Annotated in this window: 19 protein-coding genes; 11 read left to right on the plus strand and 8 right to left on the minus strand. The window is 55.7% G+C overall.

Translation table 11 applies throughout. The features are described 5' to 3' along the window. Window positions 1–81 precede the first annotated feature (81 nt). The 3 genes from SPI6313_RS03420 to SPI6313_RS03430 all read right to left on the minus strand — a co-directional run bounded on the left by SPI6313_RS03420 (window position 82) and on the right by SPI6313_RS03430 (window position 2,283). Window positions 82–399 carry a hypothetical protein gene (locus SPI6313_RS03420; protein WP_072619728.1) on the minus strand — a complete coding sequence of 106 codons (318 nt, stop codon included), beginning with the start codon at window positions 397–399 and terminating at the stop codon, window positions 82–84. Window positions 400–536: 137 nt separating this feature from the next. Further along, window positions 537–1,196, minus strand: coding sequence for a hypothetical protein (locus tag SPI6313_RS03425; RefSeq protein WP_217650489.1), 660 nt, complete (start codon window positions 1,194–1,196; stop codon window positions 537–539). Window positions 1,197–1,203: 7 nt separating this feature from the next. Next, window positions 1,204–2,283 carry a glycosyl transferase gene (locus SPI6313_RS03430; RefSeq protein ID WP_072619729.1) on the minus strand — a complete coding sequence of 360 codons (1,080 nt, stop codon included), beginning with the start codon at window positions 2,281–2,283 and terminating at the stop codon, window positions 1,204–1,206. 456 nt (window positions 2,284–2,739) lie between these two features. On the opposite strand from SPI6313_RS03430, the gene SPI6313_RS03435 reads away from it, so the two are divergent. Further along, the gene (locus SPI6313_RS03435; protein ID WP_217650490.1) at window positions 2,740–4,095 is read left to right on the plus strand and encodes a CapA family protein; all 1,356 of its coding nucleotides are present in this window, start codon (window positions 2,740–2,742) and stop codon (window positions 4,093–4,095) included. 106 nt (window positions 4,096–4,201) lie between these two features. On the opposite strand, the gene sir is transcribed toward SPI6313_RS03435, so the two are convergent. Next, entirely contained in the window at window positions 4,202–6,100 is a 1,899-nt protein-coding gene (gene sir, locus SPI6313_RS03440) for a sulfite reductase, ferredoxin dependent (RefSeq protein ID WP_072619731.1), read from the minus strand. Window positions 6,101–6,264: 164 nt separating this feature from the next. After that, on the minus strand, window positions 6,265–6,921 hold the full coding sequence (locus SPI6313_RS03445; protein ID WP_072619732.1) for a cupin domain-containing protein: 657 nt from the start codon (window positions 6,919–6,921) through the stop codon (window positions 6,265–6,267). A gap of 67 nt (window positions 6,922–6,988) precedes the next feature. Between SPI6313_RS03445 and SPI6313_RS03450 the strand changes: the two genes are divergently transcribed. From SPI6313_RS03450 to glyS, 3 genes are all read left to right on the plus strand, one after another. Then, on the plus strand, window positions 6,989–7,387 hold the full coding sequence (locus SPI6313_RS03450) for a hypothetical protein (protein ID WP_072619733.1): 399 nt from the start codon (window positions 6,989–6,991) through the stop codon (window positions 7,385–7,387). 145 nt (window positions 7,388–7,532) lie between these two features. Further along, window positions 7,533–8,942: an LCP family protein gene (locus SPI6313_RS03455; protein WP_072619734.1), complete on the plus strand. Its 1,410-nt coding sequence runs from the start codon at window positions 7,533–7,535 to the stop codon at window positions 8,940–8,942. A gap of 215 nt (window positions 8,943–9,157) precedes the next feature. Next, a complete protein-coding gene (gene glyS / locus SPI6313_RS03460; protein WP_072619735.1) occupies window positions 9,158–11,296 on the plus strand; it encodes a glycine--tRNA ligase subunit beta in 2,139 nt (712 codons plus the stop codon). Window positions 11,297–11,375: 79 nt separating this feature from the next. On the opposite strand, the gene rimK is transcribed toward glyS, so the two are convergent. The 3 genes from rimK to SPI6313_RS03475 form a co-directional block, all read right to left on the minus strand. After that, window positions 11,376–12,281 carry a 30S ribosomal protein S6--L-glutamate ligase gene (gene rimK, locus SPI6313_RS03465; RefSeq protein ID WP_072619736.1) on the minus strand — a complete coding sequence of 302 codons (906 nt, stop codon included), beginning with the start codon at window positions 12,279–12,281 and terminating at the stop codon, window positions 11,376–11,378. A gap of 110 nt (window positions 12,282–12,391) precedes the next feature. Continuing rightward, window positions 12,392–12,832: an ATP-dependent zinc protease family protein gene (locus tag SPI6313_RS03470; RefSeq protein ID WP_245788570.1), complete on the minus strand. Its 441-nt coding sequence runs from the start codon at window positions 12,830–12,832 to the stop codon at window positions 12,392–12,394. Between the two features lie 156 nt (window positions 12,833–12,988). Further along, entirely contained in the window at window positions 12,989–13,477 is a 489-nt protein-coding gene (locus SPI6313_RS03475; protein ID WP_072619738.1) for a hypothetical protein, read from the minus strand. Between the two features lie 247 nt (window positions 13,478–13,724). Here SPI6313_RS03475 and SPI6313_RS23290 point away from each other — a divergent pair, with 247 nt between their 5' ends. The 7 genes from SPI6313_RS23290 to SPI6313_RS03505 all read left to right on the plus strand — a co-directional run bounded on the left by SPI6313_RS23290 (window position 13,725) and on the right by SPI6313_RS03505 (window position 18,818). After that, window positions 13,725–13,895 (plus strand): hypothetical protein, encoded by a 171-nt coding sequence (locus SPI6313_RS23290; RefSeq protein WP_175551055.1) that lies wholly within the window; start codon window positions 13,725–13,727, stop codon window positions 13,893–13,895. A 64-nt stretch (window positions 13,896–13,959) separates the two neighbouring features. Then, window positions 13,960–14,646 carry a hypothetical protein gene (locus SPI6313_RS03480; RefSeq protein WP_072619739.1) on the plus strand — a complete coding sequence of 229 codons (687 nt, stop codon included), beginning with the start codon at window positions 13,960–13,962 and terminating at the stop codon, window positions 14,644–14,646. A gap of 104 nt (window positions 14,647–14,750) precedes the next feature. Further along, a complete protein-coding gene (locus tag SPI6313_RS03485; RefSeq protein WP_217650491.1) occupies window positions 14,751–15,095 on the plus strand; it encodes a hypothetical protein in 345 nt (114 codons plus the stop codon). A gap of 161 nt (window positions 15,096–15,256) precedes the next feature. Further along, the gene (locus tag SPI6313_RS03490; RefSeq protein WP_084668876.1) at window positions 15,257–16,447 is read left to right on the plus strand and encodes a sensor histidine kinase; all 1,191 of its coding nucleotides are present in this window, start codon (window positions 15,257–15,259) and stop codon (window positions 16,445–16,447) included. Then, a complete protein-coding gene (locus SPI6313_RS03495) occupies window positions 16,444–17,124 on the plus strand; it encodes a response regulator (RefSeq protein WP_072619741.1) in 681 nt (226 codons plus the stop codon). The genes SPI6313_RS03490 and SPI6313_RS03495 overlap by 4 nt, the downstream gene beginning before the upstream one ends. Before the next feature lie 87 nt (window positions 17,125–17,211). Beyond that, window positions 17,212–18,483 carry a Pvc16 family protein gene (locus SPI6313_RS03500; protein ID WP_072619742.1) on the plus strand — a complete coding sequence of 424 codons (1,272 nt, stop codon included), beginning with the start codon at window positions 17,212–17,214 and terminating at the stop codon, window positions 18,481–18,483. An 80-nt stretch (window positions 18,484–18,563) separates the two neighbouring features. After that, on the plus strand, window positions 18,564–18,818 hold the full coding sequence (locus tag SPI6313_RS03505) for a hypothetical protein (protein WP_072619743.1): 255 nt from the start codon (window positions 18,564–18,566) through the stop codon (window positions 18,816–18,818). Window positions 18,819–18,860: the final 42 nt, after the last annotated feature.

The following is an 18,860-nucleotide window of genomic DNA, read 5'->3' on the forward strand; positions in this document are numbered from 1 at the left end:
AATCATTATTTTAACTGTGCCATAACGGTAGAGTGCTGTTAGCGCAGCGTAACGCACCGTCACGTTGAACTTTGGATGGCCCTAGGCTACTTCATCGGGTTCATCAAGGTCATCGGAATCAGGATCATCAGAATCGGGATCATCCGTTGAGGGGGAATCAGCGTCAGGTTCTGGACGATCTGAAGATTCAGCGTCGGCCTCGTCCCAGGGCGAATCATAGCGGTTCCAGGGCAAAATGGGCCGGTTTGGTGCTTTTTTGCTCAGAACAGTAATATTATCCGGGTCGGGTTCGGGCAAGTCCAAGGCATCCTCCGCTGGGATATCGGGGGATGGGTCAACTCCCTTCGGTTTGGGGGGAGATGGGTCTTGGGTGGGACGAGGGTTAGGATCAGAGCTCATAGTGTGATCTCCTGCAAGGACGGCAGCGGTTGAACGGACTGGATATCCTTGGGCTGCGATCGCACCTCAACGATCGGGTTAAAACCGCATAATCTTGACAACATCATTATTTTACTGCTTCTCCGGTAAGACCCAAGTTATAGAGAATAACTGTACTGCAATGCGGGAAAAAAGAACGCCACAACGGTATGCATCATAATCACAAAGGCGATCGCCCACGTCACATAGGCCGCATAGTTTAACGTTTGAGACACATCATCAATCCGCTGTTGATTGGCTTGATAAGTATGCACCAAATTCACCATCATCCGGAGTTGATATTCTTCAGGGGTTAAAGTCAGATAACGTTCCAAAAATTTGTTGTCGCCTAAGTTCGGACTAATGGCAATCTGACGTGGCAAAAAGGCATTAATCAGCAGCGTAAAATTCACCAAAAACCCGACAATTTCCGCCATGCTAAAGGGACTCGGAATAAACATTAACCGCGACAGGGTGAGACTGGTAAGTAATGCCCCATTCACCACAAATAAAATATTCAATTTTGTGGTTAATAATTGCCCCTGTTGACGTTGCTGATTTAACACCGATCGCACATCTTGGGCCGCGAGGGCGATCGTGCTCCAAAACCGTTGTTGTTTTTTCGGCGGGGGGTCGGTGGTGGGGGGAGCTTCTAGGGGAATGTCTGAGATCGTCGGCTCATCATTGGTATTGATGTCCTGGACGGTATGAATGTTCTGGACGTTTGTCTCTGGCACGGCCTGGGCCGATGACTGCCACAGGCGGGCAGCCCGTTGCAAAACCGTGTTAGGGAAGGAGGTGTTCGAGGATAGCGGTAGCGATGATCTCAGTTCCATTGCAGGCGATTGGGTGTGAAGATTGGGGCGGGTCGAGGGGCTGCTCCAAAGCATCCCAATCTCCTTGAAAAAAGCGGTCAGGCTCAAGGATTTTATGGTCGCTATACTGCTGCAATCCCTGCATCAAGAGCGGGGTTTCGGCAAAACCATCCCGCTGGAGTGAAACAATTGGAATTTTTAACCGAATGGCTTCGGAAAAGGTGCTAAATCCCGGTTTTGAGATCACACGATCGCACAATGGCATTAGATCCACTGGACGATACTGACGATCACGAATGAGAAGCAGGTTGGGAAGATCTGGAGCGTGACGATCGAAAGTAATGAACTGCCAATGAGGGTAGTCCTTAACTCTATTATAGGGAATCTGCTGAATTCCTAAACCCCCAAAGGTGAGTAATAGGGTCTTTTCTCGGTTTGGGATGAGGTTAAATCGGGTTTCGAGTTCGGCCCGGCTGTAGCGGGGTGTGCCGCCAGTTAACCCCACATCGGTCATTCGCGGAAAGGCGGTCATGGGTTCATGAAAGGGCAACCGAAAGAGGCGATCGCACTGCCCAAAACAGTCCCCAATCCAATCCGCGAGGGGGATAAACTCGCCCCCCCAATGACGATAGATGAAATCCCAGCCAAAATTCCCCATCATCCACACCGGAATCCCCGCTGCTGCCCCAATCGCAGCCGCCAAGGGGGGAATGTCGCCGAGGACGAGATCCACTTCATTCGTCCAGAGATACTCCACTTCTCTAGCGATGATCCGGGGGGCGCGATCGCGCAATTGCAGCAACTGGGTCAGGGTGGTATCCAGATCCATCGTTAAACTATCCGGCTGAATCACCCCCACATCGTAGGCTCGCGATCGCAGAATAAAATCCCCCGGTAGATAGCTTTCCAGGAGCCAACGGGGGGCAGCGGTGGTCAAAATAATCAGCACATCGGGGCAGCGGCGTTGCACTTCGGCGGCAACGGCGGTGAGGCGGGTGGCATGGCCAAAGCCGTGATTGGTGATCGCACAGTAGAGGGTGGGTCGAGACATGGAAGAGCGGCCGAGTAGGGGAACTTGAGGGCAAGAATAGCAGGAATTGCAGCGGTTCAGCAGGGGGAGGCGATCGCTACGCCTCCACCCCATTTCCCGATGATCCAGGGGACAGGATCACGCCCGGCTAGAATTGTGCGATCCTGTCGGAATTAACGGAAAAACTGCTGTATAGTGGCGAGTGATGACCCCAACCGAAAGCGGGTCGGGTCTTTGTGGCCGTCAAGGATTGAGACCAAACCCTCAACAACTTTTCAGGCTAGAGGATCGACATAGCACTAGCCAGAGCGGTTAGGACATTCAGAGACTCTGAAACAAGGGGCTGAAGCCCCTTGCCTGTCCTAATATCCTTGTTGATTGCTATACATCACAGATAGGGGCGATCGCTTCTGATGGTTAGATGGGTAATTTGCGTTACTCCTCAACGTGGCTCAGTATATTTGGTGTGAGGATATTGTGTTTGTTAATCGATCAGCGTTAGTTGCAATTCTGACCGAGGTGACTCAACGGAGCCAAGACCATTGGCGGGCTGTCCAAACCTGGTCTGATGAGTTGACAGTGGGCAATAAGATCATGCTGCGGATGTTGCTCTGTAGTGCGAGTTTTTTGGTGGGGGTGGGGTACGGCGATCGCCAAGACATCGCCAACCCAAACATTCTCCTCGCGGATACGCTCATCGTCCCCGCAGATCCCATCCCCAGCGACGATCTCGCTCCCACCTTAGACCCCACCCCCCCGCTAGATGTGGGCCCCGATCCTGAACCGAGTCCTGAACCGACTCCAACCCCAGAACCCAGCCCCACCCCGGAACCGAGTCCCGTCCCCAGTCCTGTGAACGAAGTGGAGCCGACCCGGATTCGGATTCGGGCCGTGGGGGACATTGTGCCCGGCACGAATTTTCCCAATAATCGCCTCCATCCGCAGCCCCAGGTGTTGTTTGAAGCGATGGCCCCGATTTTGCAGGGGGCGGATGTCACCTTTGGGAATTTTGAAAGTACGTTGACGCGATCGCCCCATTCCCGCAAAGATGTCAGCCGCCCCAATGTGTTCGCCTTTCGGAATCCCCCCGAATATGCCCAACTGCTGCGGGATGTGGGGTTTGATGTCCTCAGTGTGGCCAATAACCACTCCCTGGATTTTGGGACTCAGGGTTTTCAAGACACGATCGCCCACATCGAAGCGGCGGGCATGGCGGCGGTGGGCGATAAAGGCGAGATTGTCTATACCGATGTGGAAGGGGTGACGATCGGCTGGATTGGTTTCAGCTATGGGCGTGAACATAACACGATGTTGGCGATCGGGAGTGCGCGATCGCTCGTCCGCACCGCCCAAGAAAACGCAGATTTTGTCGTCGTCTCCTACCATGGCGGCGCAGAGGGCACGAGGGCGATGACCACCCGTAACCAAACGGAATACTTCTACGGCGAAAATCGCGGCAATGTGGTGGACTTTTCTCGGCAGATGGTGGACGCAGGCGCGGATCTCGTCCTCGGCCACGGCCCCCACGTCCCCCGCGCCATCGAACTCTACAACGGCCGCCTGATCGCCTATTCCCTCGGCAACTTCGTCGGCTATCGTACCCTCTCCACCCAAGCCCAACTCGCCTATTCCCTCGTGCTAGAGGTGGAAGTGGATGAAGACGGCACATTCCAACGGGGTCAAATTTACCCCGTCTTAATCTCACCTAGCGGCATTCCCCAACGCTCCACCCGCAGCGAAAGCATCGCCCTGATTCGGCGGTTAACGGCGGCTGATTTTCCCGGTTCTCCCTTGGTGATTACCCTCGATGGCCGCTTGCAATTGCCCGAATAAAATCAACCCGTCCGGCCCTCAAAAGCAAAAAAAGACAAGGGGTTAAAGCCGCCTTGTCTGTGGCTGTGGGAGGGGATGCAATTCATCCCCTGGAACATCTCGCTGCTTAATCGAGGTAGGCATTAAGCGCGTCGGCCACCAATTGGGTCATGGAAATGTTGGTGGTTTCGGCTTTGGTTTTGAGTTTGGCGTAGATGTCGTCATGGATGCCGACCCGGTAGCGGATGCGGCGGCCCGTTTTTCGGGGTTCATAGGTGGAGGCAAAGTCTCGCAGGGCATCGAACCCGATGCGATCGCAAAATTCCCCAAAACTTTCCGCCCCTTGACGCTGCTCCCGGAAACAGACGAACAGCGGTTCGAGGCAGGTTTCCAGGTCGCGATCGGGGACTTTTTCGGCGTAGGGTCGCGCCAAGGTGGTTTGATTGGGGCTGCCGCCGAGCCAAATTTGGTAGGCTTCGGGGCCACTGCCCACAAACCCCAATTCCGCCATATAGGGACGAGCGCAACCATTGGGACAGCCCGTCATCCGAATTACAAAGGTTTCCTTGCCCAGTTTCAGGGTTTTGAGCAGGGCTTGGATGCGATCGATGATGCTGGGGAGGATGCGTTCAGATTCAGTAATCGCAAGACCACAGAGGGGCAGGGCCGGGCAAGCCATGGCGGTACGGTGCAGGGGCGCGATCGCATCGGGATCGGTGACAATGCCGTGCTGTTTCAAAATGGCGGTAATGCGATCGCGGTGCGCCGGGTCGATTTCGTACAGGATCACATTATGGTTCGCCGTTAACCGCATCGGTAAGTGAAACTCTTCGATCACGGTGCGAAGGGCGGCTTTGAGTTGAAAGTTGCCCTCATCCTTGACCCGACCATTTTCGATCGACAGCCCAAAAAAGAGCTTGCCGTCCCCCTGCTCATGCCAACCGAGGTAATCAAAATACTGCCAGGCGGGGAGCGGTTTTGCTGGGGCGATCGCGTTGCCGAAATACTGTTCCACTTGGGCTTTGAACTTCGCCACCCCCCAATCATGGAGCAGGTATTTCATCCGGGCATGGCGGCGATTGTGGCGATCGCCGTAGTCCCGCTGGGTCGCCACCACGGCCTTGACCAGATCAAACACATCCGCTTTGGCCACATAGCCCAATTCATCCGCCATCCGCGCAAAGGTTTCCTCCTTGTTATGGGTGCGCCCCATGCCGCCCCCGGCATAAACATTAAAGCCTTGTAATTCTCCGTGCTCATCGGTGATCACCACCAGTCCCAAGTCATGGGTGTAGAGATCAATGGAATTATCCCCCGGCACTGTCACCACGCATTTAAATTTGCGGGGCATATAGTGCGTGCCGTAGATCGGTTCTTCAGACTGGGTGAAATTGGTGTTATGGGTATTTTTCGCCCGCGATTCCTTCACTTCGGGGGCTTCTTCGGCACTGATCACCCGTTCCCCATCGAGCCAAATTTCGTAATAGGCTCCCGTTTGGGGGGTAAGTAAATCGGCAATTTTATCGGCGTATTCCCAGGCATAGCCATAGGCCGCCTGATTTTTATAGGGTGCAGGTGGGGCCATCACATTGCGGTTCAAATCCCCACAAGCCCCTAGGGTAGACCCCATGCTACGCACCACGTCACTAATCACCGTTTTGAGGTTGCGTTTGAGCACGCCATGAAGTTGAAATCCTTGGCGGGTGGTGGTGCGGAGGGTGTGGTTGCCGTATTGATCCGAGAGGCGATCGAGGGTGAGGTACAGTTCCGGGGGGATGAAACCACCGGGGCTGCGGGTGCGGAGCATCATTTGATAGTCTTTCTCTTGACCCTTGACGCGGTTGTCGCGGTTGTCCTGTTGGTAGGAGCCGTGAAATTTGAGGAGTTGAACCGCAGCTTCGGTGAAGTGGGTGGTGTCTTCGAGGAGTTCGGTGGCGAGGGGTTCCCGGAGTTGGTTGCTGCGTTCTTTGATGCCTTCGAGCTTGGAGGGGGCTTTGGGCGTGGGGTTGATGGGGGTCTGAACCATAGGACGAATCGATTAGAACTATCTATAACGTTGAGGGATTGTGACCGACAATTGCGAAATCTACGGGCCGTGTTAAGTTTTATGTCCGGTAAGTCGGTCGGGATTGTGGTCTTTCATTATACCAAGCCCGGTCAGATGCGATCGCACAATCTCCCCCCATCTGCCTAGCCCGGTAAATGGCCCACCTTGACATAGATCGTGCAGCCCGTCGTGCTGTAGGGACAGTGGCGGCTCCCAGCGGGATTTCGGAGCCATGTTCCGGCAGGATAGTCCCCCAATTCATCGGCAAACACCCCCTCAATCACAAAAATTTCTTCGCCGCCCCAATGGGTATGGGCGTTGAACTGGGTTCCCGGCTCCCACCGCACCAACGCCACCTGTTCCGTGCCGTATTGATGGAGTGGTAGCACGCTCAATCCAGGCACTAGACCCGGTTGCCATTGAGCCTTGTGGGTATCGATGCGCACGGGGGTTTGATCGTCGGGGTGCATTTGGCAGAGTTTGACGAAAATCGTCGTGCCGGGGTTGGTGTGGGGCCTGTGGCGCGAGCCGACGGGATTGCGCAGGTAGGAGCCGGGGCCAAAGTCGCCAAATTCATCAGAAAAGACCCCGTCAAGGACGAAAAATTCTTCGCCGCCGCCGTGGGTATGGGCGGGAAAGCTGCGGTGGGGGGCGAACTTGACGAGGCTCGTGGCGCGGGCGATTTCGCCGCCGTCGCGGTCGAGCATCCGACGCTGCACGCCGGGGGCGGGGGAATCAATCCAGGGAAGGCTGTGGGTATCGAGGCAGGCACGTTGACGCAGATCGGCGTTCAATTGCATGGGAACTCCAGCAAAATAGGATTAGGATGGACACAAATCACGTCGTTTTTCGTGAGGCGATCGCACCATGGCTACGCCTGATCCATTCTACGAGCAACCCCGCCAACGCCTTCAACTGTTTTTCACCCTCGTGCCGGTGTTAGGGTCGCTGCCGGCACTGTGGTTTTTGATCCATCCCCAGAGTTCTCCGCAGCAAAAAGCGACGAGTCGTTTAGCCTTGCTACTCTTGGGGCTGTGGATTGGTGCGTCGGCGGTGACCGGGTTGGGGATTGCCCAGGCGGCGGATACGGTGTTTCGGTTTCGCCTCTTGTTTTTTGATGGAACCTTAACGAGTCTCTACGTCTTAACCTGTGTGGGGTTAATGGTGCGCGTTTGGCAACGGCGATCGCTCCGCATTCCGGGGTTGAGTCCCGCTGCCCAGCGCCTCTTTAAGTACCCCTCGGATCATTCCACCAACAGCCGTTAACCCCTCAAAATGACCCCTTTCAACGGATAATTAAAGAGGTCATTTTTAGCGTTTTCCACGGAAAGACTGCATTTGTGTGTGAATTAAAACGTTGCTAAGACTCATCTTGTCAGTTTAGATTACTGAGGAACTTCCTCGCTCAGCCGTGAAGAAATCTGTGGCCAAACAAAGTAACCTCCGACCGCAACCCACTCGTAAACCCACAGCTTCCGCCCAGTATCGGAAGAAAAGCCGGGGCAAGGCTTCCTCAAAACCGCGTTGGCTGTGGATTTGGTTGGGGTTGACCGGAATCGGGATGGTGTCGGCGATCGCGGGCGCACTGTTAGCGATTTCCCTCTCTGCTACCCCCCTGCGGCGCGTGCTCCTCTCCTCAGACGATGCCTCGATCTTCTCCGACGACCAGGCCATCACCTACGACAGCCTCAGCTTTCCCAAACTCACCCGCCCTGTCAATCTCCTCATTCTCGGCACAAAAGTCCTCACCTCCGACCTCGAAGGCTCCCCCCGTGAAGATCTTGGCTATCACGCCCTCGTGGATTCCTTCGATGGATTAGCCGACACGATGCTGCTGATCCGCTTCGATCCGGAACGGTTTCGCCTCGCTGCCCTTTCCATTCCCCGCGACACCCAAGTGTATATCGAGGGCTACGGCGAAATGAAAATCAACGCGGCCAACCATTACGGCGGCGCGGCCTTAACCGCCCGCACCGTGAGCCGCACCCTCGACGGTGTTCCTATCGATCGCTATCTGCGGATCAATGTGCAGGGGGTGGAAAAACTGATCGATGCCCTGGGCGGTGTGACGGTGTACGTCCCCAAGGATATGAAGTATACCGACCACAGCCAACACCTCTACATTGACCTCAAGGAAGGTGAACAGCATCTCGACGGCGAAAAGGCGATGCAGTTTTTGCGGTTTCGCTACGACAAATATGGCGATATTGGCCGGGTGCAGCGGCAACAGGTGTTAATCCGGGCGGTGATTGAACAGGCGTTGCGTCCCCAAACGCTGCTGAAGTTGCCGAAGCTGTTCAATGTGGTTAAGGAAAGTATTGATACGAATTTGAGTGTGGAAGAATTGGCGGCGCTGGCGGGATTTGCGGCCAATACGAAGCGGGATGATGTGCAGATGTTGATGCTGCCGGGGTCGTTTAATGGCACGGGGGAGCAGGGGGTGAGTTATTGGGTTCCCAACGAGCGGGGGATTCAGCAGATGGTGGCAACTCACTTTGACCAAGGCTATAGCCTGGGCGATCTGCGTGACCCAGGGTCGGTGCGGGTGGCGATCCAAGACAGTACGGGCAGCGATGCGGCGATCGCTACGGTGCAAGACCGGTTACGATCGCAAGGCTACGGCAACTTTTTTATGGGCGATCGCTGGCATGAACCCCTAGCTACCACCCGAATCATTGCCCAGCAAGGGGATGAACAACTGGCAATGCAATTGCAATTGGCCCTCGGCATTGGGGAAGTGCGCGTCGAAAGTACCGGCGAATTAAGTTCGGATCTGACGATCCAACTGGGTCAAGATTGGCCGAGTTTAAACCGTCCCTAGGGACTCGCTCAATAATTAAGTGACCCGTAGATCGCGTTTCGACTTCGCTCAACGCTCGGCAATTGGTAGGTTGAGCGAAGTCGAAACCGGGTTGATGGGGATATTATTTGGCAACTGCTTCCCTAGGGGAAAGCGATCGCGCGTTCCCGACAGATGCAACAATGGGTTGGGAGGCGTGCGCCTCTGGATTAACGCTGTGACTGATGTGAATTGTTATGCCGAATTTTTTACTCGAAGTCGGGACAGAAGAACTACCGGCTGATTTTGTTGCCAGTGCGATCGCCCAATGGCAAACCCTTATTCCTGCCAGTCTCAGCGCCGCCAGCCTCAGCCCGCAGCACTGCGCGATCTACGCCACGCCCCGCCGCCTCGCCGTGGTCTTAACCGATGTGCCGGCCCAACAACCCGACCGCAGCGAAGAGCTTAAAGGCCCCCCCGTCAAAGCCGCATTTAAAGACGGTCAACCCACCCCCGCCGCCACCGGCTTCGCCAAGAAGCAGGGCATCAGTGTTGATGATTTTGTGATTCGCGACACGCCCAAAGGGGAATTTATCTTTGTCACCAAACACCATTTGGGGCAACCCGCCGCCGCACTCCTGCCGGACTTAGTGCAGCAGTGGATTACGGGTTTAGAAGGGCGGCGTTTTATGCGATGGGGCGATGGTGAACTGCGGTTTCCCCGGCCGATTCGCTGGCTCGTGACCCTCTGGGATGAGGCCGTGTTACCCGTGACCCTGACCAGTGGATCGGATCGGATCGTCAGCGATCGCATCTCCCAGGGCCATCGCGTCCTTCATCCTGAACCTGTTAAACTCGCCGATCCGATCAGTTATCGCGACACCCTGGCCGCCGCCGCTGTTGTCGTTGATCCCGAAGCGCGGCGATCGCACATTCTCGACCAAATTCACCAAGCCGCCCAAAGCGTCAACGGCCGCGCCATCATCTCCGACGACCTCCTCGCGGAAGTGGTGAACCTCGTCGAAGCCCCCCACGCCGTCGTCGGCACCTTTGAAGCCGAATACCTCGCCCTCCCCTCAGAAGTGATCACCACCGTCATGGTCACCCATCAACGCTATTTCCCCATCCAAGACAACAACGGCGCACTCTTGCCCCACTTCATCACCATCGCCAACGGTGACCCCCAAAAAGCCGACATCATCGCCGCTGGCAATGCCCGCGTCATCCGTGCCCGCCTCGCAGACGGTAAATTCTTCTACGATGCCGACTGTGATGAACCCCTCGAAGCCAACCTCCCCCAACTGGAAACCATCACCTTCCAAGCCGATTTAGGATCAATGCAGGTGAAAGTCGATCGCATCCTTGACCTCACCGCCGAAATCAGCCAGCAACTCAATCTACCGCCCGACCTCGCCGCCACCATCGAACGCGCCGCCCTCCTCTGCAAAGCCGACCTCGTTTCCCAGATGGTCTACGAATTCCCGGAACTTCAGGGCATTATGGGGGAAAAATACGCCCGCATCAGTGGGGAATCGGACGAGGTGGCCCAGGCGATTTTTGAACATTACCTACCACGGGGAGCCGATGACGATCTGCCCCAAACCCTGGCGGGGCAAGTGGTGGGCATTGCCGATCGCCTCGATTCCTTGGTGAGTATTTTTGGCTTGGGGATGATTCCCACGGGGTCGTCTGATCCCTTTGCCCTGCGGCGGGCGGCCAATGCGGTGATTAATGTGATTTGGGCGGCGAATTTGGAGATTAATCTGCTTGACCTGCTCGAACAGTTTGCCGCTGCCTTTGTCAGTGCCCATGCCGAGTACGAATCGCCGTTCCTCGCCCTCCAGAGCTTTTTCATCCAACGGGCGCGGACACTACTCCAAGACGAGTTAGGGATTGAGTATGACTTGGTGAATGCGGTGTTAGGGGAAGACGACCCCGACTATGAAGTGCGAGCGTTGCAAAATCTGTGTGATCTACGCGATCGCGCCTGCTTCCTCCAGTCCCTGCGCAAAAATCGAACCCTAGAACTACTTTACGAAACCGTCAACCGTTCCACCCGCCTCGCCGCCAAAGGGTCACTCCCCACGGACGAACTCAACCCCTACGAGGTCATTCAATCCCACCTCTTTGAACAAGAGTCGGAACGGGAACTCTTCCAAACCCTCTGTAAATTGCTCCCCCAAACCCAACAAGCGATCGCCGAACGGGACTATCAACGCCTTGTAGACGGTCTCGCCGCCATTTCCCCCCATGTCACCCGCTTTTTCGATGGTGACGACAGCGTTTTGGTGATGGCCGAAGATCCCGATGTGCAAAATAATCGCCTCAATCTCCTCGGTTTGATTCGCAACCATGCCCGTGTCCTCGCTGACTTTGGCGCAATCCTTAAACCCTAAACAACCGAACACAACCCAGACAGGGGGCTGAAGCCCCTTGCGCTGACGCTCTGATCACGAAAATCATGCCAATAGCGGTCTAAAACTGAATCCGATCGCGGGTTCCGGTATTTTTAGCATTCTTGGCGATAAATTCAATAATCTTACCCGCCACATCAACCCCCGTCGCCCGCTCGATGCCCTCCAATCCAGGGGAGGAATTCACCTCCATCACCACCGGGCCATGGTGCGATCGCAACAAATCCACCCCCGCCACCCGGAGGCCCATCGCCTTCGCCGACCGCACCGCCGTACTCCGCTCCTCCGGCGTGAGCTTCACCCCCGCTGCCGAGCCGCCCCGATGGAGATTAGAGCGAAATTCTCCCGGCGGCCCCTGGCGTTTCATCGCGGCCACCACTTTGCCCCCCACCACAAAACAGCGCAAATCCGCGCCCTTGGCTTCCTTGATATATTCCTGCACTAAAATATTGGCTTCGAGGCCGCGAAAGGCTTCAATCACCGATCGCGCCGCCGGTTTCGTTTCCGCCAACACTACCCCTAGGCCCTGCGTCCCTTCGAGGAGTTTAATCACCAAGGGCGCACCCCCCACCGTATCAATCAGGCCGTCAATGTCTTCTGTGGCATGGGCGAAGCCGGTTACGGGCAGGCCGATACCTTCACGGGCGAGAATCTGAAGGCAGCGTAGCTTATCCCGCGATCGCGAAATCGCCTGGGATTCATTGGCACTAAACACCCCCATCACCTCAAACTGTCGCACCACCGCCGTCCCATAGAACGTCCGCGATGCCCCAATGCGCGGAATAATCGCATCAAAATTTTCCAAAGTCTTACCGTTGTAGACAATGGTGGGATTGTGGGAGGTGATGTTCATGTAGCAACGCAGATAGTTCACCACCCGGATCTCATGCCCCCGTTCTTCCGCTGCTTCCCGGAGCCGACGGGTGGAATACAGAGAAGAATCTTGAGAAAGGATCGCGATTTTCATGATTCAGTGGAGACAGAACAGGGTTAGGTTAATTATCTACCCATTGCGGGGTAGGTTTGAACGTCCTCGACAGAATTGCCGGGACGTTCGCAGGATTCAGCAACGCGGGGCTAGGGGTGCGATCGCTGCAAATACGATCGCCCCGGATCAACCCAAAACCGCCGGCGAATCGCTTCTCGACCCAACAACATCCGAAACCCCATCTGATCCCGACTCGTTAACGTCAGTTCAATGGGCCAAGTTTGCTCACCCACCGTTACCAAGGTTTTCACCACCGGGCGCAGTTGGGCATGACCCCCGGAACTTTTAACCGTGCGTTGGTCGAGAAGAGGTGCTTCCGCCTGGATGGTTAGGGCCGTCGAACGCTGCTGAGGATGCACTTTGAATTGCATCAAAACAATCCCGTCCCGCTCGATTTTTTCAATATCAAAGGCATGGAGCGCCGATGATCTCGCGCCGGTATCAATTTTGGCCTTAATCGGATCAATCTCCAAAGCGGGCAACGTCAAATATTCACGCCAACCGATCAATGGTAACGGTGAGGATGACACCGGAAACACCCCCTAATAACTATTTAGGTTTGATATGGGCTTGATCTTAGCGGTTCAGCTATGGCAAAGATAGGGCTTGACAAATCGTCTGCCCTATCTTGATCGGTGGGTCGGCAATCCCAGCGATGATTCAGGGTGAAGTGCAGTCAATGGGGCTTATTCCCGGGCCGAGAGGCGATATTGTCGCCCCGGAACATCAGACCCCACCCAGATGTGATAGTCCCCAGCCGTCCAGTCTAAGCCTTGCAACACCGCATCTTCATTAAAGCCGCGCCCGATCGCACTACAGTGGATCGCCCCGCTGGGGTCTTGCACCATCAAAATCGTCGGCTTGCCACCGTTGTTCACCGCCAAGCGGAGAGTTTCGATACTGGGATGCACGCTCAGGATGTGGTCAGGGGTTTCGCTGGCATAAATGTCGGTGGCTTGGCAGGCGGGGGGCGTGGCATTACCTCCCCGTTGGGCTGCTAGATCAGCAAGTTGGATCGCGCCGCCGGTGGTGCCCATGACCGTTGCCTTGGCACGATCAAAACCACGGGCAACCGCTAATTCTCCAAAGTTAGCCTCTTGGGCGAAGCCGGGGCTAGCTCCTAAGCTGATGACTAAAGACAGGAATAAGGGATAGTACTGTCGGATCGATACCATGGTGTTAACCTCCTCAATCCCAGCAATGCAAGTTAGGCTTCTAGCTGCGATCGCAATCTGACGTGTTGATTCTGTAGCTGGGTGAATACCCTTAGCTTAAAGGCGAATCGAGGCAGAGTCACCCGACAATCAGCCAGTCCTGAAGCTGCCACACCCTGGCTCTCCATTCGCTCGCAGGGAAGTACAAAACGAATTCAATGGCTCTAAAACTGGTGTACATTCAAGTCTAGAGTTGAGAAAGCCCCCCATGCCTGTACTGATCGCCACGTTCCTACTCATCGGTTTGAATTGGCTGATTTCCGGTGTTGTGTCGGTGCAAGCGTTGGCGCTCTTTCGTGGGTTAGGAACAGTGGGGTGGTGGGCAATCGGGCTGCTGGGTTTGGGGGCGATCGCTTGGTGTTTTGGCGACGATCCCTAAGGGCCGATCCGGTTCCGTCGCGGCGTTCCTTGCAAACGTTACTATCCTTTTTTTATCCTGTTCTATGCGTCAGTCCTGGTATCTCTGCATTGGTTTTGCGTCACTATTTACCCTGGGATTGACCCCGGCCCTCCGGGCCCAACCCCTGACCCCAGAAGCGGTAAACCTCGATCCGGACGTGGTGGAAGAAAGCCCCGTCCTCCAGCGTTGGCTAGAGGCTGTTCCCGATGTGGGGAAAGACATTCGCCATGATCCGAGTTTTCGATCCCGGGTGCGTTTGGGTTACTCAAATTTTCCCTCGACGGCGGGGCAGGGGGGGTGGCACGGAGGCGTTGAAGATCTGTTTTTAGGGGACAGTGCCGCCACGGTGAGCGCGGGGTATCAAGGCACCTGGAGCGGCGATCGCGCCACCTGGGGCGGCGATTTGCGCTACTATCTCCGCCCCTTGGGGGACTATTTCAATGTCGCTCCCGTGGTGGGCTATCGTCACATCACCACCGAGGGTCAACAAACCGATGGGATCAATTTGGGAATTAAAGTCCAGTTTGCCCTGTCCCGCACGGGAGCGGCAGATCTTGCCCTACAGCAAAGTTTCGTCTCGGTGGGAACGGCGGCGGAAGTGGGGATTACCAGCCTGTCCTTGGGATATGCGATCGCGCCTCACCTCAGACTCGCCACCGATCTCGAAAAACAAAATTCTCGCTACGAAAAAGATAGTCGGGTCGGCATTTCCCTTGAATGGCTGTTTTGACCCCAATCGGTCAGATTTGTTCATACTTTGAAATGTTTGCACTCGTGTGTTCGGCTCAAGCGATAGGATATGAGCAGTTCAGTCACGATTTTCTAGATAAGCGCGTGTTAGCCATTAACCTATTCACAGCATTAAGCGAGTTTTCCCGGATGCACTGCGGCGCAATCTGTGCTGTCTTGATTCCCTGCGTGCTGTTGGTCGCCATCTACACCTTGGTCTTGCTGTATTGGCAAAAACCGATCGCTACCCTCTGCACTACGGCAACGGTGGGAACGGGGTTGGCGATGATTCTTTTTCTGCATGTGTCCACTTGGTTCATGATTGGGGTGGTCACGCCGGTAACGTTTGTTTTGGCAGCGTTGGGGCTGACCTGTGTGGTGAGCAATTGGGCGGCGGTGGGATGGGGCTGGTGGCGATCGCACCGCCCCCAAACCCCCAACTTGGTTTAGTTTGCTCTTTTTTGGGTCTGGGGGGGTCGCAGCGATCGCGTCAGCAGGACAACCTCAAACCCCCAGAATCATTCGCATCCCAGAAATCGGCGGTTATCATAGAAGTCTGAATCGATAGGCACGCAGAGTCCGCGGCCAAGGCCCCTCACCTGCGCCTCGTCATGTTCTCAGCCCAACCCTCTGTTTCGGAGCCACTGCCATCGCCGCCTCTCTCCGCCCTAGAGGCCGTGGCACACCAAACCTTAGATTCAATGTTGCTGGCGACGCGAGCGATCGCGATCTGGTGGGTCAGCGATCGCCCCAACGCTGCCCCCCTCTGCCACAGCAACCCCCAACACCCCCACTACAGCCCCCAACACCTCCACCACCTCCAACAGGATTGCCACCAAGTCAGCCGGGGTGAACCCAGTCACTTCACCACCATGCTTCGCCCCTTGGCCTCCCGCCATCACCACCTCACCCCCACGGTGTGTCACATCACCGAACCCGCCGACCTCGGCATCTTGTACCATTACCCCTTGCCCAGTGAGAGTGCAACGCCCCACTATGCGGCCCTGTGGTGCGAAAAACGGCTATCGAGCAATCAAACCCACTACATTGAACAACTCCTTAGCCTCCTCTGTCACTACGCCCAAGCTACCCAGACCCTCGCCCAGCAACAACAACGCCTCGACATTCTCCAGCAAACCCTCCAACGGGGCAAACATCAACTGCGCAGCCCCCTAGCGCTGATTCGCCTCTATGCGGAAAATCTCAAATTGGGGTTAGCGGATGAAACCCTTCAAGCCCAGGCTGATGTGATTCGGATCACAGCGACGGAATTGAGTGATAATCTCAAGAAATTACTGGATTTGCATGGGCCGCAATCGCTGCACTTGATGGCGACGAATCTACAGCAGGTGTTCGCGGATTTAGAAACGATGTTATTGCCTCGGTTAACCGAGCGGCGGGTGGAGTTAGCGATCGCCCCACAGCCCCTGTGGATTTGGGTTGATCCGTGGAAATTAAAACAGGTGTTGGAAATTGTCGTGACCAATGCCCTGGAGTTTAGCCCGGTGGGGGGGACGGTGTCCTGTCGGGGGGATGTGGCGGGGGATTGGGTGCAGATTGCGATCGCCGATCAAGGGCCCGGCATTGCGCCGACGGTGTTGCCCCATATTTTCGAGCCGTTCTATTCCCAACGGTCAGGGGGAACGGGGTTAGGGCTAGCGATCGCCGCCGATATCATCCGCGAACACCACGGCACGATTCGCGTCGAGAATCGTCCCCACGGCGGCGCAGCATTCCAGATCACCCTCCCCCATCCACCGGCTCAAGGAACGTTGGGCGTGTTAGGGGAGTTTTGCCTTTGAATACAAGTGCTGAATCGGTCTCTGTGGTGTTGATTGACGATGAGCCGCTGTTTCGGCAGGGCCTGCGCCGGTTTTTCAGTCTGTCTCACTCTGATGCAGTGGTGAGGGTGCAGGTGGTGGGCGAAGCGGATTCCGTCGAACAGGGGTTAGACCTGATCCAAACCCGCAAGCCCGACATGATCCTGCTGGATATGGAGTTACCCCACCTGAATGGTTTGGATGCTCTGTTACACCTGAAGGAACAGGCCTACGCGGGGGATGTGTTGGTGCTCTCGGCCCATCAGGATGATCAATGGATTTTTCTGGCGATGCAAAGTGGGGCGAAGGGCTATGTGTTTAAAGAGGCCGTCACGGAGCAACTGCCAGCGGCGATCGCCACGGTGTTAGCGGGTAAAATCTACTTGGCTCCTGACGTGGCCACCTGTTTTTTTCGCCGTTTTCAAGACCTCGCCAGTCAATCCCTGCCCTTGGTGAAGTCCTTGCATTTAACCGAGCGCGAGCAGGATGTGCTGTATTGGCTGGTGCAGGGAGAGCCGAATACCCAGATCGCCCGTCATCTGTTCGTGACGGTGGCGACGGTGAAAGCCCATTTAACTTCGATTTTTGAAAAATTAGGGGTGTCGAGCCGTACCCAAGCCATTGTTAAGGCTTTACGCTTAGGATTGGTAAAACCCTAGGGATCGCCCCTGATGCAAAGAAATATTGACTTGGGTCTCGTTCGCGCCCAATTCCCCCTAGCCTGAATCCGAATACCTTTTCTCTTCATGAGTAATCATCTTGCGATCGCCACTGTTACCGCCACCCTCCAACGGATTATTCAATCCACCATTCAAGCTGATGTCAGTGGGGCACGGGTCACGACACTACGCCCGGACAGTATCGGCACGGCCACCCCGACCACGGGGGTGAATATTTTCCTCTACCATGTGCCGATGAACTATATGTGGGGCAACAGTGCGGAAATTCAGCGCCGCAATCGTCGGGGCGAGGGGGCAGTGCGATCGCGGACCGCCGTCGATATGCATTACATGATTAGCTGCTACGGTAACGATGCCGAACTCGAACCCCAACGCCTTTTAGGAAGCGTGATCCGCACCCTCACGGACTACAAAATCATTTCGCGAGACCTGATTCACGACACCCTCGAAGATGCCAACCTGGACTATCTCAGCAATTCTGACCTCTCCGAACAGTTTGCCGAAATTGCCTTCGCGCCCCTGAATTTGACCCTCGATGAACTGTCAAAAGTCTGGTCGGTGTTTTTCCAAACGCCCTATTGTCTATCGGTGGCCTACAAAGCAACGGTGGCGATGATCGAAGGAGAAGCCACGGGGGAAGCACCGCTACCGGTGAGCGATCGCCAATACGGCGGCACGTCCCCCCTCGCCGGTCAACCGCAAATCACGGAGGTAATCAGCGATCGCGGTCGCTTCTACCCGATCGAAACCAGCAGCACCCTCCGCATCCGCGGCCAACATCTCAACGGCCCCGACACCTTCATCCGCATCGGCGCGATCGAAGCCGCCCCCACCGAACAGAGCGCCGATCAACTCCTCCTCAACCTCGCCACCCTGCCCACGGATCAACTCCGCGCCGGCATTCAAAGCCTCCAAGTGGTCTATCGCCAAGCCAAGGCCGACAATGGCAAACCCGCCCCCCGCGTCGAATCCAACACCACCCCTTTCGTCCTCCGTCCCACGGTGCAACACCTGGAGGTGGGGCAACTCACCGGCACAGCCCGGCGAGGGCGTAACGGCACGGTCACCGTGGAGAGCAATCTCCCGATGCTCCCTGAGCAGCGGGTGACCCTCTCGCTCCATGAGTGGTCTACGAATGATCCGGCGACCTACCTTTTTGAAGCCTCGGCCCGAGATGCGATCGCTACCGTTGTGGACATTCCGATCAAAAACGTCAAACCGGGGGACTATCTCGTCCGTCTCCATGTCGATGGGGCCGAGAGTTGCCTAGAGGTGGATCAAGATCCGGAGAGCGACACCTATGGCTGGTATGTCGGCCCCCGCTTACTGATGGTTTAAGCAAAGCTTAGGAGTGGATTGACTAATTCTTTCTGATGCTTCAGATTTAACGCAATTTCTTATCAACCTGATTACAAGGAATGATGATGGCGAGTTACTTGATCAAAGTTGCCGGTTTAGGATTTATTCATAAAAATTGGAAGACGGAAGAACCCCGCTTCTGCGCCGCCCAAGCCACCGCGAAAACCTGGACAACACGCAAAGCCGCCATTGGCTTCGGTTCTGAGCAGCTTACCCCCCGTCTCAAAATAGGCTGGGAACTCTGGGAACTCGACGATGAGACCCTAGAACCGGTCATTTTGCCCCGGTCTCTGTTTGAAAGCCAGCGCGGCTAGGATGCGACCCAGACCGCGCCCCGTTCTGCCAGTTATGATCTT

It is taken from the genome of Spirulina major PCC 6313 (assembly GCF_001890765.1).
Lineage (GTDB): Bacteria > Cyanobacteriota > Cyanobacteriia > Cyanobacteriales > Spirulinaceae > Spirulina > Spirulina major.